This is a genomic window from Moraxella bovis (assembly GCF_002014975.1).
GTDB classification, from domain to species: Bacteria; Pseudomonadota; Gammaproteobacteria; order Pseudomonadales; family Moraxellaceae; genus Moraxella; species Moraxella bovis.
Genome location: NZ_MUXV01000026.1, coordinates 1 through 14,941 on the forward strand (window position 1 = coordinate 1; position 14,941 = coordinate 14,941).

The window sequence follows — 14,941 nt, forward strand, 5'->3', positions numbered from 1 at the left end:
TACTTTTTGGGCTAGAGCCGATTTAAAAAGTTACACCCAACCAACTTGATATTTACCACGGGTTTGTAGGGGTATGCTGAGCACACCCTTTGATGATATTACTATACAAGGCGTGCTCAGCACGCCCCTACGTCCACACATCATTGTATTTGTAGTAATTTTAAAGTTTCTTGGGTGTAAGTTAAAATTCTTAAAATTTATACAATTAAGTGGTCGGATTGTTTTTCATAATAAACACTTGCTTGATAGAAAACTCACAACCTTTGTTTTTCCCTTGAAAAACGTGCGATTTCCCTGCTTTTTCTAATAGGCATTTTTCATTGTAAATACCAAAGGCAGGCACGTCCTAAAATTTAACCGAGTTTCTTTTTCTTAATCAGCACCAACACCGCTCCATTACCGCCATCATTGGCAGGGGCAGAGACAAACGCCATGACATCGCTGATTTGGCGTAACCAACCATTGACACAGGTTTTGATGATGGCATCTGTGCCTTTGCCGTGGACGATTTTGACCACGGTTTCGCCATGTTTGACCGCATTGGTGATGATGGTTTGGACGGCATCTCGGGCTTCATCAATGCTTGACCCGTGCAAATCTACCGCATCATACCAACGCAGTTTGCCTTGTCTTAGCTGTTCAAAGACTTTATTTTGCAAAGTGGGGTGTTTGTAGCTTAAAAATGCTTCGCCCGCCACGGGGTTTAGCAGGGCTTGCATGTCGGATAAACTGGCTTGGGTTAGCTCATCAGTCCCTTCGGCATTGGCACGGCGAAATAGGGCGGTGGGGTCTTTGGGGTCGGTTTTTTTGGCGTGATTGACCGACTTTTCATGTTTTAGGGGGCGGACACCGCTCATCGCTTGCATGAATAACACTTTATCATCGTCAATCAGCTCACTGCCAAAGCGTTTGACGTGCTGGGCGACTTCTTTTTTACCCATGACATTGGCGGTGGTGGGCTTGCCGTTGCTGTCGGTCTCGGACTTGGTGGATGATTTACCGCCCATTTCTTTGAGTTGGGTTTGGGCGTCTTTGGAGAGTAAGTCTTTAAATGTAGTCATGATGATACCTGTCGCTAATAGATGAGTGATTAAAAATAAATGAGTGATTAAGCCATGGGTTTGATTTTTTGCTTGATAAAGCTGATGACAATCGGCAACACACTAAATCCGATAATGCCAAAAATCACATAAGTAAAATTATCCTTGATGACAGGCTGGTTGCCAAAAAAATAGCCAAGCAGAACAAAGGATGTAATCCACAAAAATCCACCAATGACGTTATAACTGATAAACCGCTTATAATTCATAGTCCCTGCCCCTGCCACAAAGGGGGCAAAGGTGCGAGCAAAAGGCAAAAAGCGGGCGAAAATCACAGTTTTGCCACCGTGTTTTTCAAAAAATGCTTGGGTTTTAAATAGGTATTCTTTGTTAATAAAACGGTAGTTTTTTTCAAATACCTTTGGACCGATGTATTTGCCAATATGATAATTGAGTGTATCGCCAAGTACTGCTGCCACAAACAATAGGGCGATAAGCAAGGCAGGATTTAGCTCGCCTGTAAATGCCGCCAATGCCCCCACTGCGAACAGCAAACTGTCCCCCGGCAGAAAAGGCATGACCACCAAGCCTGTCTCCACAAAAATAATCAAAAACAAAATGCCATAAATCCACATTCCATAATCCGCCAAAAAGAAGGCTAAGTGTTCGTCAATGTGCAAAATAAAATCAAAAAGTTGTAAAATGATGTCCATGTAGCCAGACCATGAAAAGGGAATAAAAGCGAATAATTATAACATATTTTGGTGTAGCATTGGTATTTTGTGCTGAACAAATGTAAAAAGCTGGATTAAAATCATTATGACAACATAGAGCGTATAACAATTGTTTTGATGAGTTGTGTCAAATTTTAGGGTTGATGGGTGCATTTATACCAAAGGAGCTTTAAAAGTGATTTAAACAAATCATTACACTATATAGATAAAATTGTGATTTGCTCCTACAAAATCGTATTAATTTTTTGTTTAGTTGGTTTATGGAGATATGGCTTTTGAATTTGTGCGGTGTGGCTAAACCAAAATTCCCCAATCTAAACAATGTGTCATATCATTGATGGATGGGGGAATTTTGAGTTTTGTTGGTTTTAATGTCATTGAGATGACAATATCGCAAGTGGCACTTAAAATGAATATTGCAATTTAAAACCAACCTCGTTAGTTTGGTTTTTGGGCTCGCTATAGGTTGCTACACCTGAATCGCCGTTTTCATCAGTTTCAACACGTTCAAAAGTACTAGAAGTGGGGACACGCCAACCACGATAATAAGGAGTATAACTGATTTTGGTTTGATTAGAAAATTGTTTGCTGATGGGTAATTCTATTTCAAAGCCACGAGCATTGTGTTGTTTTAAGGCGACGGTGCCATCACTCAAATAAGAGTATTGGCGACCGTAAATGCCTTGATTGTAAGCGATTTTTGGTGTAAATTCAAATCCATGAGCAAGCCCCACTTTTGCACCCAAGCCTATTTGTGTGTAGGCGGTTTTGTTTTTTCTATTGTAATCCTCTGAATCTATGCGAGCACTTAAATCTTGTAAAACACGGTATCCCAAGCCAGACTCACCAATAATGCTGACATTGGGGCGAATCGATTTTTCATAAACATATAATGAACGAATATCATAAGAGCGACGAGGTGCACCTTTTTGATGAACTGAACCGTAGGGGGTGCCTTCAGGGTTTTCTGAACTGGGATTCTCTCCGCCTGTATAATCAACTTTACCTTTGGCGTATCTACCTTCTATTTTGATGGCATCTTTTTCATTAAAATGGTATTTGATAGAGCCGTTAAATGCGTTTAAGTTTCCTTGTTGTTGCATGAAACGTTCGCCGTTTTCATATTCTCGGTAGGTTTCCTGATAACGCTCAACACCCAAACTGAACTCGACTGGGTTTTTTGCGTGTGTCAAGGATGTGTATAATGCCCCACTTGCAATGAGGGCGATGGTTGTGATTTTTTGCATGGTTTACCTCACAATTGGATGAGTAAAAAAAGTTGTTGGGGCGTGTTTAACGAGGTTATTTGATGAATTTAAGATAAATTATTGATAATAAAATCATTTTTTTATTTTAGATGTCAAAAATAATAATGCATGCCCCGATGTGGTTGTGTTTTTGGAATGAATAAAACATAACCTTATTATTAGTGTGGAATATTATAGCATAATAAATCAATAAGTGTCAACATGTGAACGATTAAAATAAAATGTCAATATGGTAATCGTTTGCCAATGATGTGATTGATGTGTCCTACTTCTTGGCATTAATAATGCCACTTGCCACGATGATGACAATGCCTAGCAATGCCCATGTGTCAAGTCGTTCACCAAGCCACATCACCCCAAACATCATCGCAAACACCACGCCAAGATAGGACAGTGTCGCCACGACAAATTTTTGCCCAACTTGATAGGCATAAGTCATCAAAAGTTGCCCTGCTAGGGCGGTAACGCCAATGCCAACAATATAAGGCAGACTTGCTAGGCTCACAGGCGTAAAGCCAAAATACCACGCCAAAACGCCTGATGTCAGCGTGGATAAAAATCAAAAATAAAACACAATCCGCCACGCAGGCTCGCCAAGCAAAGACAGCTCTCGCACTTGCAGATACGCATAACCGCTAATCGCCCCATTACCTAGTCCCACGAGCATGGCAAAGGTGTCGCCCCCACCGCTTGGTCTTAGTAAAATAAACACGCCAACAAAGCCCAAGGTAAGCGATAGCCAATTTATGAGCGTGGGTTTTTGCTTTAAAATAATGATGGATAACAGCCCCAAAAACAGGGCAGATGTGTTTTGTAGGCTGCTTGCGGTGGCAAGGGGCAGGTGCAAAATGATATAAAAATTCATAAGCAAGGCAACCGAACCTGCCAGCGACTGCCAAAAATGCTCCTTTGGATAAGCCGTGCGAAAATCTCGCCCTTTAACCTATGAAAATCCACCAACCACAATCAGCGAAAACAGCACCCGCCAAAAGGTCAGCTCATAGGTGTGCATGGCAAATTTTTGCCCTGCAAATTTGATGCAAAATCAGCACAATGGCAAATGACAGGCATGAGAGCACCATATAAAATGAGCCAAAAACGAGCCTTGATTGGGATTAGTGGGATTAGACATGGTTTTTAGTTTTAAGTTGTGATTTAAAAGCGTTATAAAGGACAGGCATGTCCTAGCGTGATTCATTTGGCAATCCACCCACCGCTTGATATACCGCTATCCAATTAAGCACTTGATTGATGGTATTATTAGTTAGGGCGGTCTGGCTTTGGCGGTAGGTTTCTTGGTGTTCTACCCACTCTTTGGTGGAAATGAGTCCCAATTCATGGCGTTTTTGTTGATGAGTCAATTGCTCTTTTGCCAATTTTTGAGCGGTTAATAAAACATCGTGATTGTTTTTGCCATTTTGCCAAGCATTTAATTTTTGTTGTACGTCATTTAGGGCTTTATGAGTCGTGTCTTGATAGTTTAAGGTGGCGATATACTCATCAATCTGGGCGATGTTGATGTTGTGCTGGTATTCTTTATAATTAAGTTGGGGGATATTTAACGAAACACCCCAATTTAAGACAGGCACTTTTAATAAGTCGAGTAAATTGGGCGATTGGGCGGTCGCCCCTGCACTAAACACAAGGGTGGGATATTGATTTTTTTGTAGTAGATTTGTTTGTTCGAGACTAATTGCCAATCGCCAAAGCAAGGCTTGCAAATCAGGGCGGTTTAATATTGCATTGGCATTGATGTGATAAAAATCATGGGGAATTTTTGGGATTTGGTGCTGATTTTTTAGGGTGGTAGGTAATTTATCCCTATCAACATGAGCCAATAATGAAAGGTTTGCCAAACTGTCATTTTTTTGATGCTCTAAAATTAGGGTGGTTTGTTTTAGATTGTTTAGGGTTTGTTCGATGGCAACCAAATCGGCTCTGGCAATTAGCCCTAAATCAACTTGCTTTTTTAGATATTGGTGTTGTTTTTGTTGAAAGGCTTGGGCTTTTTGTGCGTCCATAAGTTTTTGGTTAACGCCAATCAAGTTGATATATTCTCGCACGGCATTGGCACTTAGGCTCAAAAACAACGCTTGGCGGTCGGCTTGGACGGCATGGGTCTCCCATTCGGTTAGATTTTGTTGTAATTGCAATTTTCCCCACAAATCCACCTCCCAACTGGCACCCAGATTAACGTCAAAGCCTCGTGAATGCGTGGTTTCGCCCATTGATAGCGATTTTTGGGTTTGGCGGTTGGCGCCAGCTTGGCTATTTATCAAAAATCGCTCTTGAGATTTTTGTTGGTTAAGCAAGGATTTTTGTAGGGTTAATGTCGCCACCGACAATTCGTGATTGTGCTTGACGACCTTTTTCATATAATCATTTAACACCTCATCGCCAAACACCGTCCACCAATCGTGATGACAAATGGGGTCATCAATCGTCAAACAATAGGCGGTATTGTCCACCATGATGGGCGTGGGGGCGGTGGGTTTGGGTGGTGAGGTGCTTTGACAAGCGGTTAGGGTAATGATGCCTGTGATGATAATTAGCTGTTTGATATTATTCATTATTTATCCTTTGTTTAATGCTTCGATGGGATTTAGTTTTGCCCCTTTATGAGCAGGCATTAGCCCAAAAACAAGCCCAATCAGGCTAGCACAACCCACCGCAAGGGCGATGGAAGTTGCCGAGAAAATGACTTTAATGTCAAAGAGTTGTAACAATCCACCAAGCCCAAACGCCAAAAGCACCCCAAGCACACCGCCCAACGCACACACCACCATCGCCTCGATGAGAAACTGCCAAACGATGTCGCCATAAGTTGCCCCTACCGCCATACGCACGCCAATCTCGCCTGTGCGTTCGGTAACGGAGACAAGCATGATGTTCATCACGCCAATCCCACCAACCAGTAGCGAGATGACTGCAATCGCCCCGATGAGCAGGGTCAAGGATTGGGCGGTTTTTTCGACCGTTTTGGCAAGGCTGTCGCTGTTAAATAGGGTAAAGTCTTTTTTGCCGTGCCGTTGGGTTAAAAGCTGGCTGATGCTTTCGCTGGCAAGGGCGGACGACTCGTTTGGTTTTAGTAGTACCGTAATGCTGTTTAGGCGTGGCGACTCGCCTGCAAAGCGGGCTTGGTAGGTACGATAGGGAAGCCATACTTTGAGATTGCGGTCAAAATTGCCCTCAATGCCATTGTATTTAAATACGCCCACCACTTTGGTGGGTACACCATTTAAGATGAGAATTTGCCCTAAGGCGTTGTTTTGTTTGAAAAAAGCTTGTTTGGTTTTTTCGCTGATGATGACGTTTTGGCTAAAATTATCCAAATCACTTTGGCGAAACATACCCCCTGCGATAAACTGCACATTTTGCAAACGATGATGGTTTAGCCCCACGCCGTCCACCTGCACGCCTTTGCTGTGATTGCCAACTTGGGCGGTCATGCTCATGCTCAAATCTGGCGAGGTACTGGCGACAGAGGGTAATGTTTCGAGTGCATACATGTCATCAAAGGTCAAATCATTGGGCGGTGTGGTGTCGTCCTCGTTGTCACCACCCATAAAGACGCTGATGGTTGATGAGCCCATGCTGTTGATTTGGTTTAAAATTTGCTGTTTTGAGCCGTTGCCAAGTGCCACGATGAGTACCACAGAGGCGATGCCAATGATGATGCCAAGCATGGTCAAAAGCGTTCTCATTTTGCTGGCAAGCATGGTCAAAACCGCCATGTGAAAAGCCTCTTTGATACGACCGATGGCTTGAAAATTTAGCGTGCGATGGGTGTTTTGTTGAAAATCTTGGGTGGTGTTTGCAGTATTATTGCTGTTGTTGTCATCGCTGATGATTTGACCGTCTGCGATGGTGATGATACGGCTGGCACTTTGGGCGATTTTGGGGTCGTGGGTTACTAGGATAATCGTGTGTCCCTCACGATTTAACTCGGTCAAAATTGCCATGACATCACGGCTACTTTGGCTGTCCAACGCCCCTGTGGGTTCGTCCGCAAAGATGATTTGCCCGCCATTCATCAAGGCACGAGCGATAGATACTCGCTGTTGTTGTCCGCCTGAGAGCTGATTGGGATAATGGTCGAGGCGTTGTTCTAGCCCTAGTTTGGCAAGTAGGGCTTGGGCTTTTTGCTCACGAGTTTTTTGACTCACCCCTGCATAGATGGCAGGCATGGCGACATTGGCGGTGGCGTTGAGACTGCTAAGTAATTGATAACGCTGAAAAATAAAACCAAACTTATCTCGTCTTAGGCTTGCCAACTGCTCGCCGTTCATCTCTTGGGTGCAAAGACCGTCAATCCGATACTCGCCTGATGTCGGCGTATCTAGACACGCCATGATGTTCATGAGCGTGGATTTGCCAGAGCCTGATTGCCCCACGATGGCGACCATTTCTCCTCTATAAATATCAAGGTCAATACCTTTTAACACTTCTAGGGAGTCATCACCAAAAGCAAAGCTTTTTTTGATGTTTTTTAGTGATAAAATGGGTGTTGCCATGTCATAGCCCCATGCTGACACTTTCGACCGTGCCGTCTGAGGTGGCGACCACCACTTTTTCGCCCTGTGTTAGTCCTGATAGCACTTCGGTAGAGAGCTTGTCGTTGATGCCTGTTTTGATGGTGCGAGTCTCGATGGTGGGGGTGGAGCTGTGTTCATCATCAATGACTTGTATCTCAAAGGTGTCATCAGAGAGCTGTTTGCCAAGTGCGGTCATGGGAATGGTGAGTACTTGCTCTTTTTTGTCAATGGTGACAGTAACGTTTGCGGTCATGCCGATAAAGAGTTCATGGTCGGGGTTTGGGACACTGAGCAGTCCATAATAATACACCGCCCCTGATTGAGCAGTGGTATCAGTGGGGAATAATTCTAAATCTTGGAGCTTGGCCTCAAACTGTCGATTTGGTAAGCCCAAAATAGTAAAGTGGGCATTCATGCCTGTTTTTAGCTTGGGAATGTCCGCTTCGGAGAATTTGGCTTTGATTTGCACCGTATCAATCTGAGCCAGCCTGATGATGGTTGGCGATGACTGCATGGCGTTGATGTTTTGACCCTCTTTGGTAACGACCGCTACCACCACACCATCCATGGGGGCGGTAATGCGAGTATATGCCAGATTGGTTTTGGCGGTGGCGATTTTGAGTTTGGCTTGCTCAAGCTGAGCCATGCTTGCACTTAGCTCTTTTTGGGCGGTGGATAGTGCAGTTTTTGCTTTTGTGTAGTCTATTTTTGCTACCACGCCTGCTTGATAGCCTTGCTTTTGTTGGTTAAATTCATGCTCGATTTGAGCAAGCTGGATTTTTTTGATGTCGTGCTGAGCAAGCAAGGATTTGTAGCTTGCCTCATCATCTTTTAGGGCATTTTTTTGCTGAGTGGCATCGATATCGGCGATGGGTTCGCCTTTTTTGACCCGTTGTCCTAGCTTAACGTGCAGTCTGTCCACACGCCCCGTTGCCTGAGCCCCCACGTCAATCAGCTCCTCAGCATAGACTTGACCGCCTGCGATGACAGTACTCTCGATGTTGGCAAACCCAGCGGTGTGCGTGAGGTATTGCTGTTTTGGCGGTTGTTTTTGATAAAAAAAGAAAGTAGCACACGCCACGCCAATCATCAAAATGATGATAAAAATCAAGGGTTTTTTGAATTTTTTGTTTGTCATAATGTATGATGTTAAATGAATAGCATTGCTATTATACAAAAAAATTCACCATAATAAAAGTATGGGATTGTTATGTTTTGACTGTGAGTAATGGCTTAAAGATAGGTTGAGCTGGGTTTGATTTTTCAAGCAAAAACAGGCGGTGTACTTTACAGGTTGGATGGTTGTAAAAGGTCGGGTATTTTTTACTGTATTTGGTCTAATAAAGCCAAAGAATACCCAACACAATCAGGAAGTTAGTGGGATTATCTAGTGTGTGCTCTGATTTGAGTATTTTGGTATTAGATTGCCGTCAGTCCACATCATTCATCACGGCGTAAGTATCCATGCCGATATCGCCGTGCAACTTTGGCAAATCAAGCAGTACCAATGCCCCAAGCACGTTATGCCCCGCTTGCTCGCACAGAAGTTTGCTTGCTTTTAACGTTCCGCCAGTGGCAAGCACGTCATCAACCAGTAGCACTTTGGATTTGGGGGCGTCTGCTTTGATTTCTAGGGTGTCGGTGCCGTATTCTAGGTCGTAGCTTTGGCGATGGACAGGGGGTGGCAGTTTGCCAGCTTTGCGAATGAGCAGGAGCGGTTTGCCAGTACGTCCTGATAGCAGACTGCCGATGACAAAGCCCCGTGCTTCGGTGGTGGCAAAGCATTCTACTTCATCAATCATGCCATCGGGCAGGGCGTTTAAAAGCTCGTTAATGAGTTCATCAACATGCCACAGCAGGGGCGTGATGTCATAAAAATCAATGTCCGCTTTGGGAAAATTGGGAACGGTGCGAATGATTTGCCAAAAAGGATGTGAGTGTTTCATAAGTTGTCTTTAAAAAGTTGCCTTTAAATTTAAAAATTAATACTTCAATCTCAACTTAAAGTTACAACTTATTGATTTTTCAATGATTGTTTTTCGGGTTGTAGGGGTGAATTGCAATTCGCCCTTGATAAATCAATCACTTATACAAGTTGAGAATAGGGTGATTAATACGTCTTAAAATTGCCATAAAAAAGCACGAATAAAATCCGTGCTTTCCATTATTATAACAAATAACCATGTAATTGGCAAATTTGTCCGCAACACTTACATGGTATAAGTGGGTTTGGTGGATTCTACTTCACCGGCAAGCAGTCGCTCGATTTCGTTTTTGAGTTTTAGGCTGTTAGGGTCGGTACCAAACTGCATGCCAAAACCAGCAGGCTTACTGGGCGTGCCTTTTTCATTAAGCCACACGATTTTGCCGTTAAGCGGATAGCGTTCGGTAGAGCCGGGTAGGGTAAATGCCACGAACACGTCTTCGCCAAGGCTGTGCTTTCTGGCACTCGGCACAAAAATACCACCATGAGTGACAAAAGAGAGATAACTGCTGTATAGGGTTTGGGTGTCAGCGATATTGCAGGTTAGAATACCGCCACGAACAGGCATTGCCATAGCTTTTCCTAAAAATCAAAAAATAAAACCAATTTTATCATCAACACCATGATTTGGCAAAACTGACCGCCAAAAGGTAGATTTTTGGGGGTCAAATGTGATGATGTTAGGGGATTTGGTTGGTGTTACCTGCCTCGGCTTCATCGGTAGGCAGACCTAGACCGATACGGCGTGTGTTGCGTGTGTCGGCAGGTTTTGGTGTGGCGATGTCGGCACTTTCAGGGCTTGCTTGGGGTAGGGAGAGGGCTTGGGCGGAGGTGATGATTTGTGTGCGTGTCGCACCGTCATACTGACCGCCTTGATAGGTGGGGGTGTCTTTGGCACGTCCAAATCTACCAAAACTTATCGATGACAAGGCTTTTTTGGCAAAAGATTGGCTGTTGCCGATATTGACCTGTCCATTTGCCCCAAGGTATTGGGGGTAGTTGATTTGGAGTAGGGTTTTGTATTGGTTGGCGGTGTCGGTCAGTCCCAACTGCTCATTGCTGTGTGCTAAGATGGCGATGGCTTCTGGCACACCGTCCGATTGGGGGAAGTACTGAAACACCCACTTGGCACGGTTGGCGGCGGCGACATAAGCATCACGCTTGACATACCAACGAGCGGCGACCAGTTCATGCTCGGCAAAGTCGTTATAAATCGCTCTCATACGCTGGGCAGCATCAGGAGCGTAGGCACTGTTTGGGAAGTGCTTGATGAGATTGGAAAAATCCTGGAATGCCAAACGCAGGTAAGATACATCACGTTGGGACTGGTCAAGGTTAAATAAGCGGGAGGCTTTGGGAGCCCCGCCCATGTTGGTTACGCCTTGGACGTATAGAGCATAATCAACATGGCGACCGGTTGGATAGGAGCGGATAAATTCGGCAGTGCTTTTGGTTACCAACTCAAAGTCGTTGGCACGATATTGGGCATAAATCAAATCCAGCAACGCCTGCTCGGCATATTGCCCTGTCGGATAAAACGTGCGTAAGCTATTTAACGCACTCATGGCTTCGTTATAACGGTTTTTTTCAAGGGCGGCTTGGGCGGTTTTATAATAGCCTAGCTCGGACTGTTCGGCACTTTGTACAACTTCACTGTCTTTTTTGCCAATGCCTTTTAGGGTGGAGCAACCAGAAAGTAGCACGGCAGATGTCATGATGGCGGTTAGGGTAAGTTTGGCAGTTTTGTTCATTTTTTGTCCAAATTACAATAAAAATTTGAAATAGTTTACCACAAAATTTTAAGAATGAACAACACCAAAATAAAATCGACGATTTTTAACAAAAAATGCTAAAATGGCTTATTTTTTCCAAGTAATTTAAACATAATCATGAGAGAGCATGCTTTTAATCAGGCCGCCAATGACGGTTTATCTGATTTGCCTAATTTATCCAGTTTAAATGATAATGATGATGAGTTTGCCGAGACAGACTCGCCAAGTCCACTGATAAAAAGCCACACGGTTGGCGAATCCGACATCGGCACACGCCTAGACAAAATCGCCACCGACGTGTTTGATGGTTTTTCCCGAGTGCAGATACAGGGCTTTATTGATGATGAAAGTCTGCTTGTCAATGACACGCCCCAAAAAAGCAAATACCGTGTCAAGCTAGGCGATATTTTGACCCTATCCGCCACGCTTGACAATCACAGCGAAGATTTGCCCGAAAATATCCCCCTTGACGTGGTCTATGCTGATGATGACGTGATTGTGATAAATAAGCCTGTCGGTTTGGTTGTCCACCCTGGGGCGGGCAATCGCACAGGCACGCTGGTCAATGCCCTATTGTATCATTATCCTGATAACGCCCACCTGCCACGGGCAGGACTGGTTCACCGCATTGATAAGGATACATCAGGGCTACTTATTGTCGCACGCACCAAAACCGCCCAGCTTGATTTGACCGAGCAACTAAAAGACAAATCGGTTTATCGGGAGTATCAATGTATCGCCACAGGTGTGCCAAGCGACATTTTACGCCATGCCACGATAGATGTACCGATAGGGCGACATCGCATTCATCGCACCAAAATGACGGTAACGGACGGCGGTAAACCTGCCACCACGCACATCCTATCCGCCACGCCACTGGGTACGCATTATAGCTTGCTCCATGTTCGCTTGGAGACGGGGCGTACTCACCAAATCCGTGTACATCTGTACCATGTTGGTCATGCCTTGCTTGGCGATAAGGTTTATGGCGGATTGCCAAAATCGGGTCTTGCCCCCACCACTCGCCAAGCGGTGATAGATTTCCCCCGTCAAGCCCTGCACGCCCACAAGCTCGGTTTTATCCACCCGACCACAGGCAAGGCGTTGGTGTTTAGTCGTGATATGCCGTCTGATATGGTTAAGATGATTGGGATTTTGCAAGAATAGTTTTATAAAACAAAACGCCATTTTCAACGTTATATAATTGGTTGATTTATCAAGGGTAAATGGCAATTTGCCCCTACCAATTTATCCAAAATCAAATTTAAAAATTAACAGGATTATCATGTTTGATATATTATACCAAAACGACCATGTACTCATCATTCAAACCCACGCAGGCGAGTTTGACAAATGGGGCGATGATTTATACGGTTCATTTAACGTGGGGCTACACGTTGGTGATGACAGCGAGCAAGTTTTGGCAAACCGCATGACTTTACTGGATAAGTTAAATAAACTGACAAATGATAAAATAAGCCAAATCCACTGGCTAAACCAAATCCACAGCGACATTGTGGCACATGCTGGCTGTGCCATATCCCCCCAAGACGCAGACGCATTTATCACCGACAAGGCAGGCGTGGGACTGTCTATCATGACCGCCGACTGCGTGCCGATTGCTCTTTTTAATGATGATTGTGTGGATAATGAGAATAGCCAAATCGCCTGTATTCATGCAGGTTGGCAAGGGCTAACCAAAGGCATTATTAAAAATACTTATCAAAAGTTTACCAATAAAACCAACATCAAAGCCGTCATCGGGGCGTGTATCAGCCATGATAATTATGAAATTAACAAAACCCTAGCCCATGACATCATCAGCCAAGTGAGTGATAAAACCTTAGTGGCATTGACAGTTGATGAGTTATATCAACAGATTATCACGGATAAAGATGATGATAAATGTTTGGTTGATATTGTAAAATTAACCAAATTACAACTGTCCTATTTAAATATTACGGTCATAAACGATACCGTTCCGTGTAGTTATGCTAACCCAAAATACTATTCATACCGCCAGCAAACCCACGCCAAAAAGTCCGCCACAGGACGTATGGCGACTGTGATTGTTAAGTTATGATGGTCCGTGATAAACACAACAGCCTAAAACTGCTGTTCATGTGGCATGGCACGATACTGCCCAAAGTGCTACCGATGATCATCCTGCTTATGGCGGTGTCTATGATAGCGTGGGGCTTGTCGCATTATCAGCTCTACACCGTCAAAAACGTCCCTGCGGTCGGCTTTACGGTGTTTGGCGTGGTGCTGTCCATTTTTTTTGGGATTTAGGAATAATGCTTGCTATGACAGATGGTGGGAAGGGCGTAAGCTGTGGGGTGCTTTGATTGCCAATACCCGTCATCTGAGTCGGGACAGTCATTTTTTACATGATGATGACAGGCGAGCGATACTCGTGGATATGCTGATTTTTGTCAATTTATTTAGAGACCGCCTACGTCATCAAAAACTGCCCGTGGAGAGATTTGCCGATTATCTGGATATTGATGATAAAGATAAAGATGAGTTAAATATGCTCATTCGTCAGCACATCAACGCCCCACAGGTGGTGTTAGAGCGAATGCAACACCGTCTTATCCATGCTGTCAAATCAGGGCAAATCAGCGACATCATCTATACCAGTATCCAACGCCACATCATCGAAATGGGTAACATCCAAGCAGGGTGCGACCGTATCAGTAGTACGCCCTTGCCACTCGTTTATTCGGTGCTACTTCATCGGGCGGTGTTTTGTTTTTGTTGGATGTTGCCGTTTGGTATTGAGTCGGTACTGGGAATTTGGACGCCGTTTCTGGTGGGACTGCTTGCCTATATGTTTTTGGGGCTTGATGAGCTAAGTAGTCAGCTAGAAGAGCCGTTTGGCGGTGGCACAAAATGATTTGCCCTTAGATACGATTACACGGCTGATAGAGCGTGAGACCTTGGCACTCATGGGCGTGGCGACGGATGATTTGCCACAGGCGATGGGCGATTTAACTTTTTGTGATACGGTCAGATGGGCATTTACTTAGGATAAAATTTGCTTTATTTTAAAAGATCAGTATAATGGCTGTTTGGATAACTCACTAAAATTCATTCATGCTTTTACACCTACCAAAAGGCACATTATGACCATATTTCCCATTGCTCGCACGATTGACACCGCCAGCCAAATGAATCTCTTAGGCAACATGGCAAACCGCCATGGACTCATCGCAGGAGCGACAGGCACGGGTAAGACCGTCACGCTTAGAACCATGGCAGAGGGTTTTAGCCGTGCAGGTGTGCCAGTTTTTTGGTGGATGTCAAAGGCGACTTATCAGGGCTTGGTCGTGCAGGCGTGGCAAGCGGTAAGATTGGCGAGCGTATGCAAGAATTTGGCATGACCGATGACCATCTAACAGGGTTTCCTGTGCGGTTTTGGGACATGTACGGCAAAGACGGCATTCCCGTGCATGTTACCATTAGTGAGATGGGGTCAATGCTACTGGCTCGCCTGTTAAACCTAAACGACACCCAAGAGGCTACTAAATCTTGTCTTTAAGGTGGCAGATGACAACGGATGGCATTTGATAGATTTAAAAGATCTGGCTCTGGTCTAAAAAGTA

At 44.4% G+C, this 14,941-nt stretch carries 13 protein-coding genes and 2 pseudogenes; 4 read left to right on the top strand and 11 right to left on the bottom strand.

Annotated elements, in window-relative coordinates; all coding sequences use genetic code 11:
- Positions 1-353: 353 nt before the first annotated feature.
- The 11 genes from B0182_RS06840 to B0182_RS06890 form a co-directional block, all read right to left on the bottom strand.
- On the bottom strand, positions 354-1,061 hold the full coding sequence (locus tag B0182_RS06840) for a Smr/MutS family protein (protein WP_078274205.1): 708 nt from the start codon (positions 1,059-1,061) through the stop codon (positions 354-356).
- A gap of 47 nt (positions 1,062-1,108) precedes the next feature.
- Positions 1,109-1,753, bottom strand: a complete 645-nt coding sequence (locus B0182_RS06845; RefSeq protein WP_078274206.1) for a DedA family protein — start codon at positions 1,751-1,753, stop codon at positions 1,109-1,111.
- A gap of 425 nt (positions 1,754-2,178) precedes the next feature.
- Positions 2,179-3,021 (bottom strand): hypothetical protein, encoded by an 843-nt coding sequence (locus B0182_RS06850; protein ID WP_078274207.1) that lies wholly within the window; start codon positions 3,019-3,021, stop codon positions 2,179-2,181.
- A 286-nt stretch (positions 3,022-3,307) separates the two neighbouring features.
- Complete coding sequence (locus B0182_RS14855; protein ID WP_228157808.1) at positions 3,308-3,574, bottom strand: EamA family transporter; 267 nt, start codon at positions 3,572-3,574, stop codon at positions 3,308-3,310.
- A gap of 27 nt (positions 3,575-3,601) precedes the next feature.
- Positions 3,602-3,907, bottom strand: a complete 306-nt coding sequence (locus tag B0182_RS14860) for an EamA family transporter (RefSeq protein WP_078274209.1) — start codon at positions 3,905-3,907, stop codon at positions 3,602-3,604.
- A 319-nt stretch (positions 3,908-4,226) separates the two neighbouring features.
- Positions 4,227-5,612, bottom strand: coding sequence for a TolC family protein (locus B0182_RS06865; RefSeq protein WP_078274210.1), 1,386 nt, complete (start codon positions 5,610-5,612; stop codon positions 4,227-4,229).
- Positions 5,613-5,615: 3 nt separating this feature from the next.
- Positions 5,616-7,556 (bottom strand): MacB family efflux pump subunit, encoded by a 1,941-nt coding sequence (locus tag B0182_RS06870; RefSeq protein WP_078274211.1) that lies wholly within the window; start codon positions 7,554-7,556, stop codon positions 5,616-5,618.
- A gap of 1 nt (position 7,557) precedes the next feature.
- Positions 7,558-8,715, bottom strand: coding sequence for an efflux RND transporter periplasmic adaptor subunit (locus B0182_RS06875; protein ID WP_244893662.1), 1,158 nt, complete (start codon positions 8,713-8,715; stop codon positions 7,558-7,560).
- A gap of 292 nt (positions 8,716-9,007) precedes the next feature.
- Positions 9,008-9,523, bottom strand: coding sequence for an adenine phosphoribosyltransferase (locus B0182_RS06880; RefSeq protein ID WP_078274212.1), 516 nt, complete (start codon positions 9,521-9,523; stop codon positions 9,008-9,010).
- A 264-nt stretch (positions 9,524-9,787) separates the two neighbouring features.
- Positions 9,788-10,135: a PilZ domain-containing protein gene (locus tag B0182_RS06885; protein WP_078274213.1), complete on the bottom strand. Its 348-nt coding sequence runs from the start codon at positions 10,133-10,135 to the stop codon at positions 9,788-9,790.
- Between the two features lie 106 nt (positions 10,136-10,241).
- Positions 10,242-11,312 (bottom strand): outer membrane protein assembly factor BamD, encoded by a 1,071-nt coding sequence (locus B0182_RS06890; RefSeq protein WP_078274214.1) that lies wholly within the window; start codon positions 11,310-11,312, stop codon positions 10,242-10,244.
- A 138-nt stretch (positions 11,313-11,450) separates the two neighbouring features.
- Here B0182_RS06890 and B0182_RS06895 point away from each other — a divergent pair, with 138 nt between their 5' ends.
- The 4 genes and pseudogenes from B0182_RS06895 (at position 11,451) to B0182_RS06910 (ending at position 14,935) form a co-directional block, all read left to right on the top strand.
- Positions 11,451-12,500 (top strand): RluA family pseudouridine synthase, encoded by a 1,050-nt coding sequence (locus tag B0182_RS06895; RefSeq protein WP_078274215.1) that lies wholly within the window; start codon positions 11,451-11,453, stop codon positions 12,498-12,500.
- A gap of 118 nt (positions 12,501-12,618) precedes the next feature.
- Positions 12,619-13,416, top strand: coding sequence for a purine nucleoside phosphorylase YfiH/LACC1 family protein (locus B0182_RS06900; protein WP_078274216.1), 798 nt, complete (start codon positions 12,619-12,621; stop codon positions 13,414-13,416).
- A pseudogene (locus B0182_RS06905) lies at positions 13,413-14,365 on the top strand (bestrophin family protein). The gene B0182_RS06900 and the pseudogene B0182_RS06905 overlap by 4 nt, the downstream one beginning before the upstream one ends.
- Positions 14,366-14,524: 159 nt before the next feature.
- Positions 14,525-14,935, top strand: a pseudogene (locus B0182_RS06910) (helicase HerA-like domain-containing protein).
- The last annotated feature ends 6 nt before the right edge of the window (positions 14,936-14,941 follow it).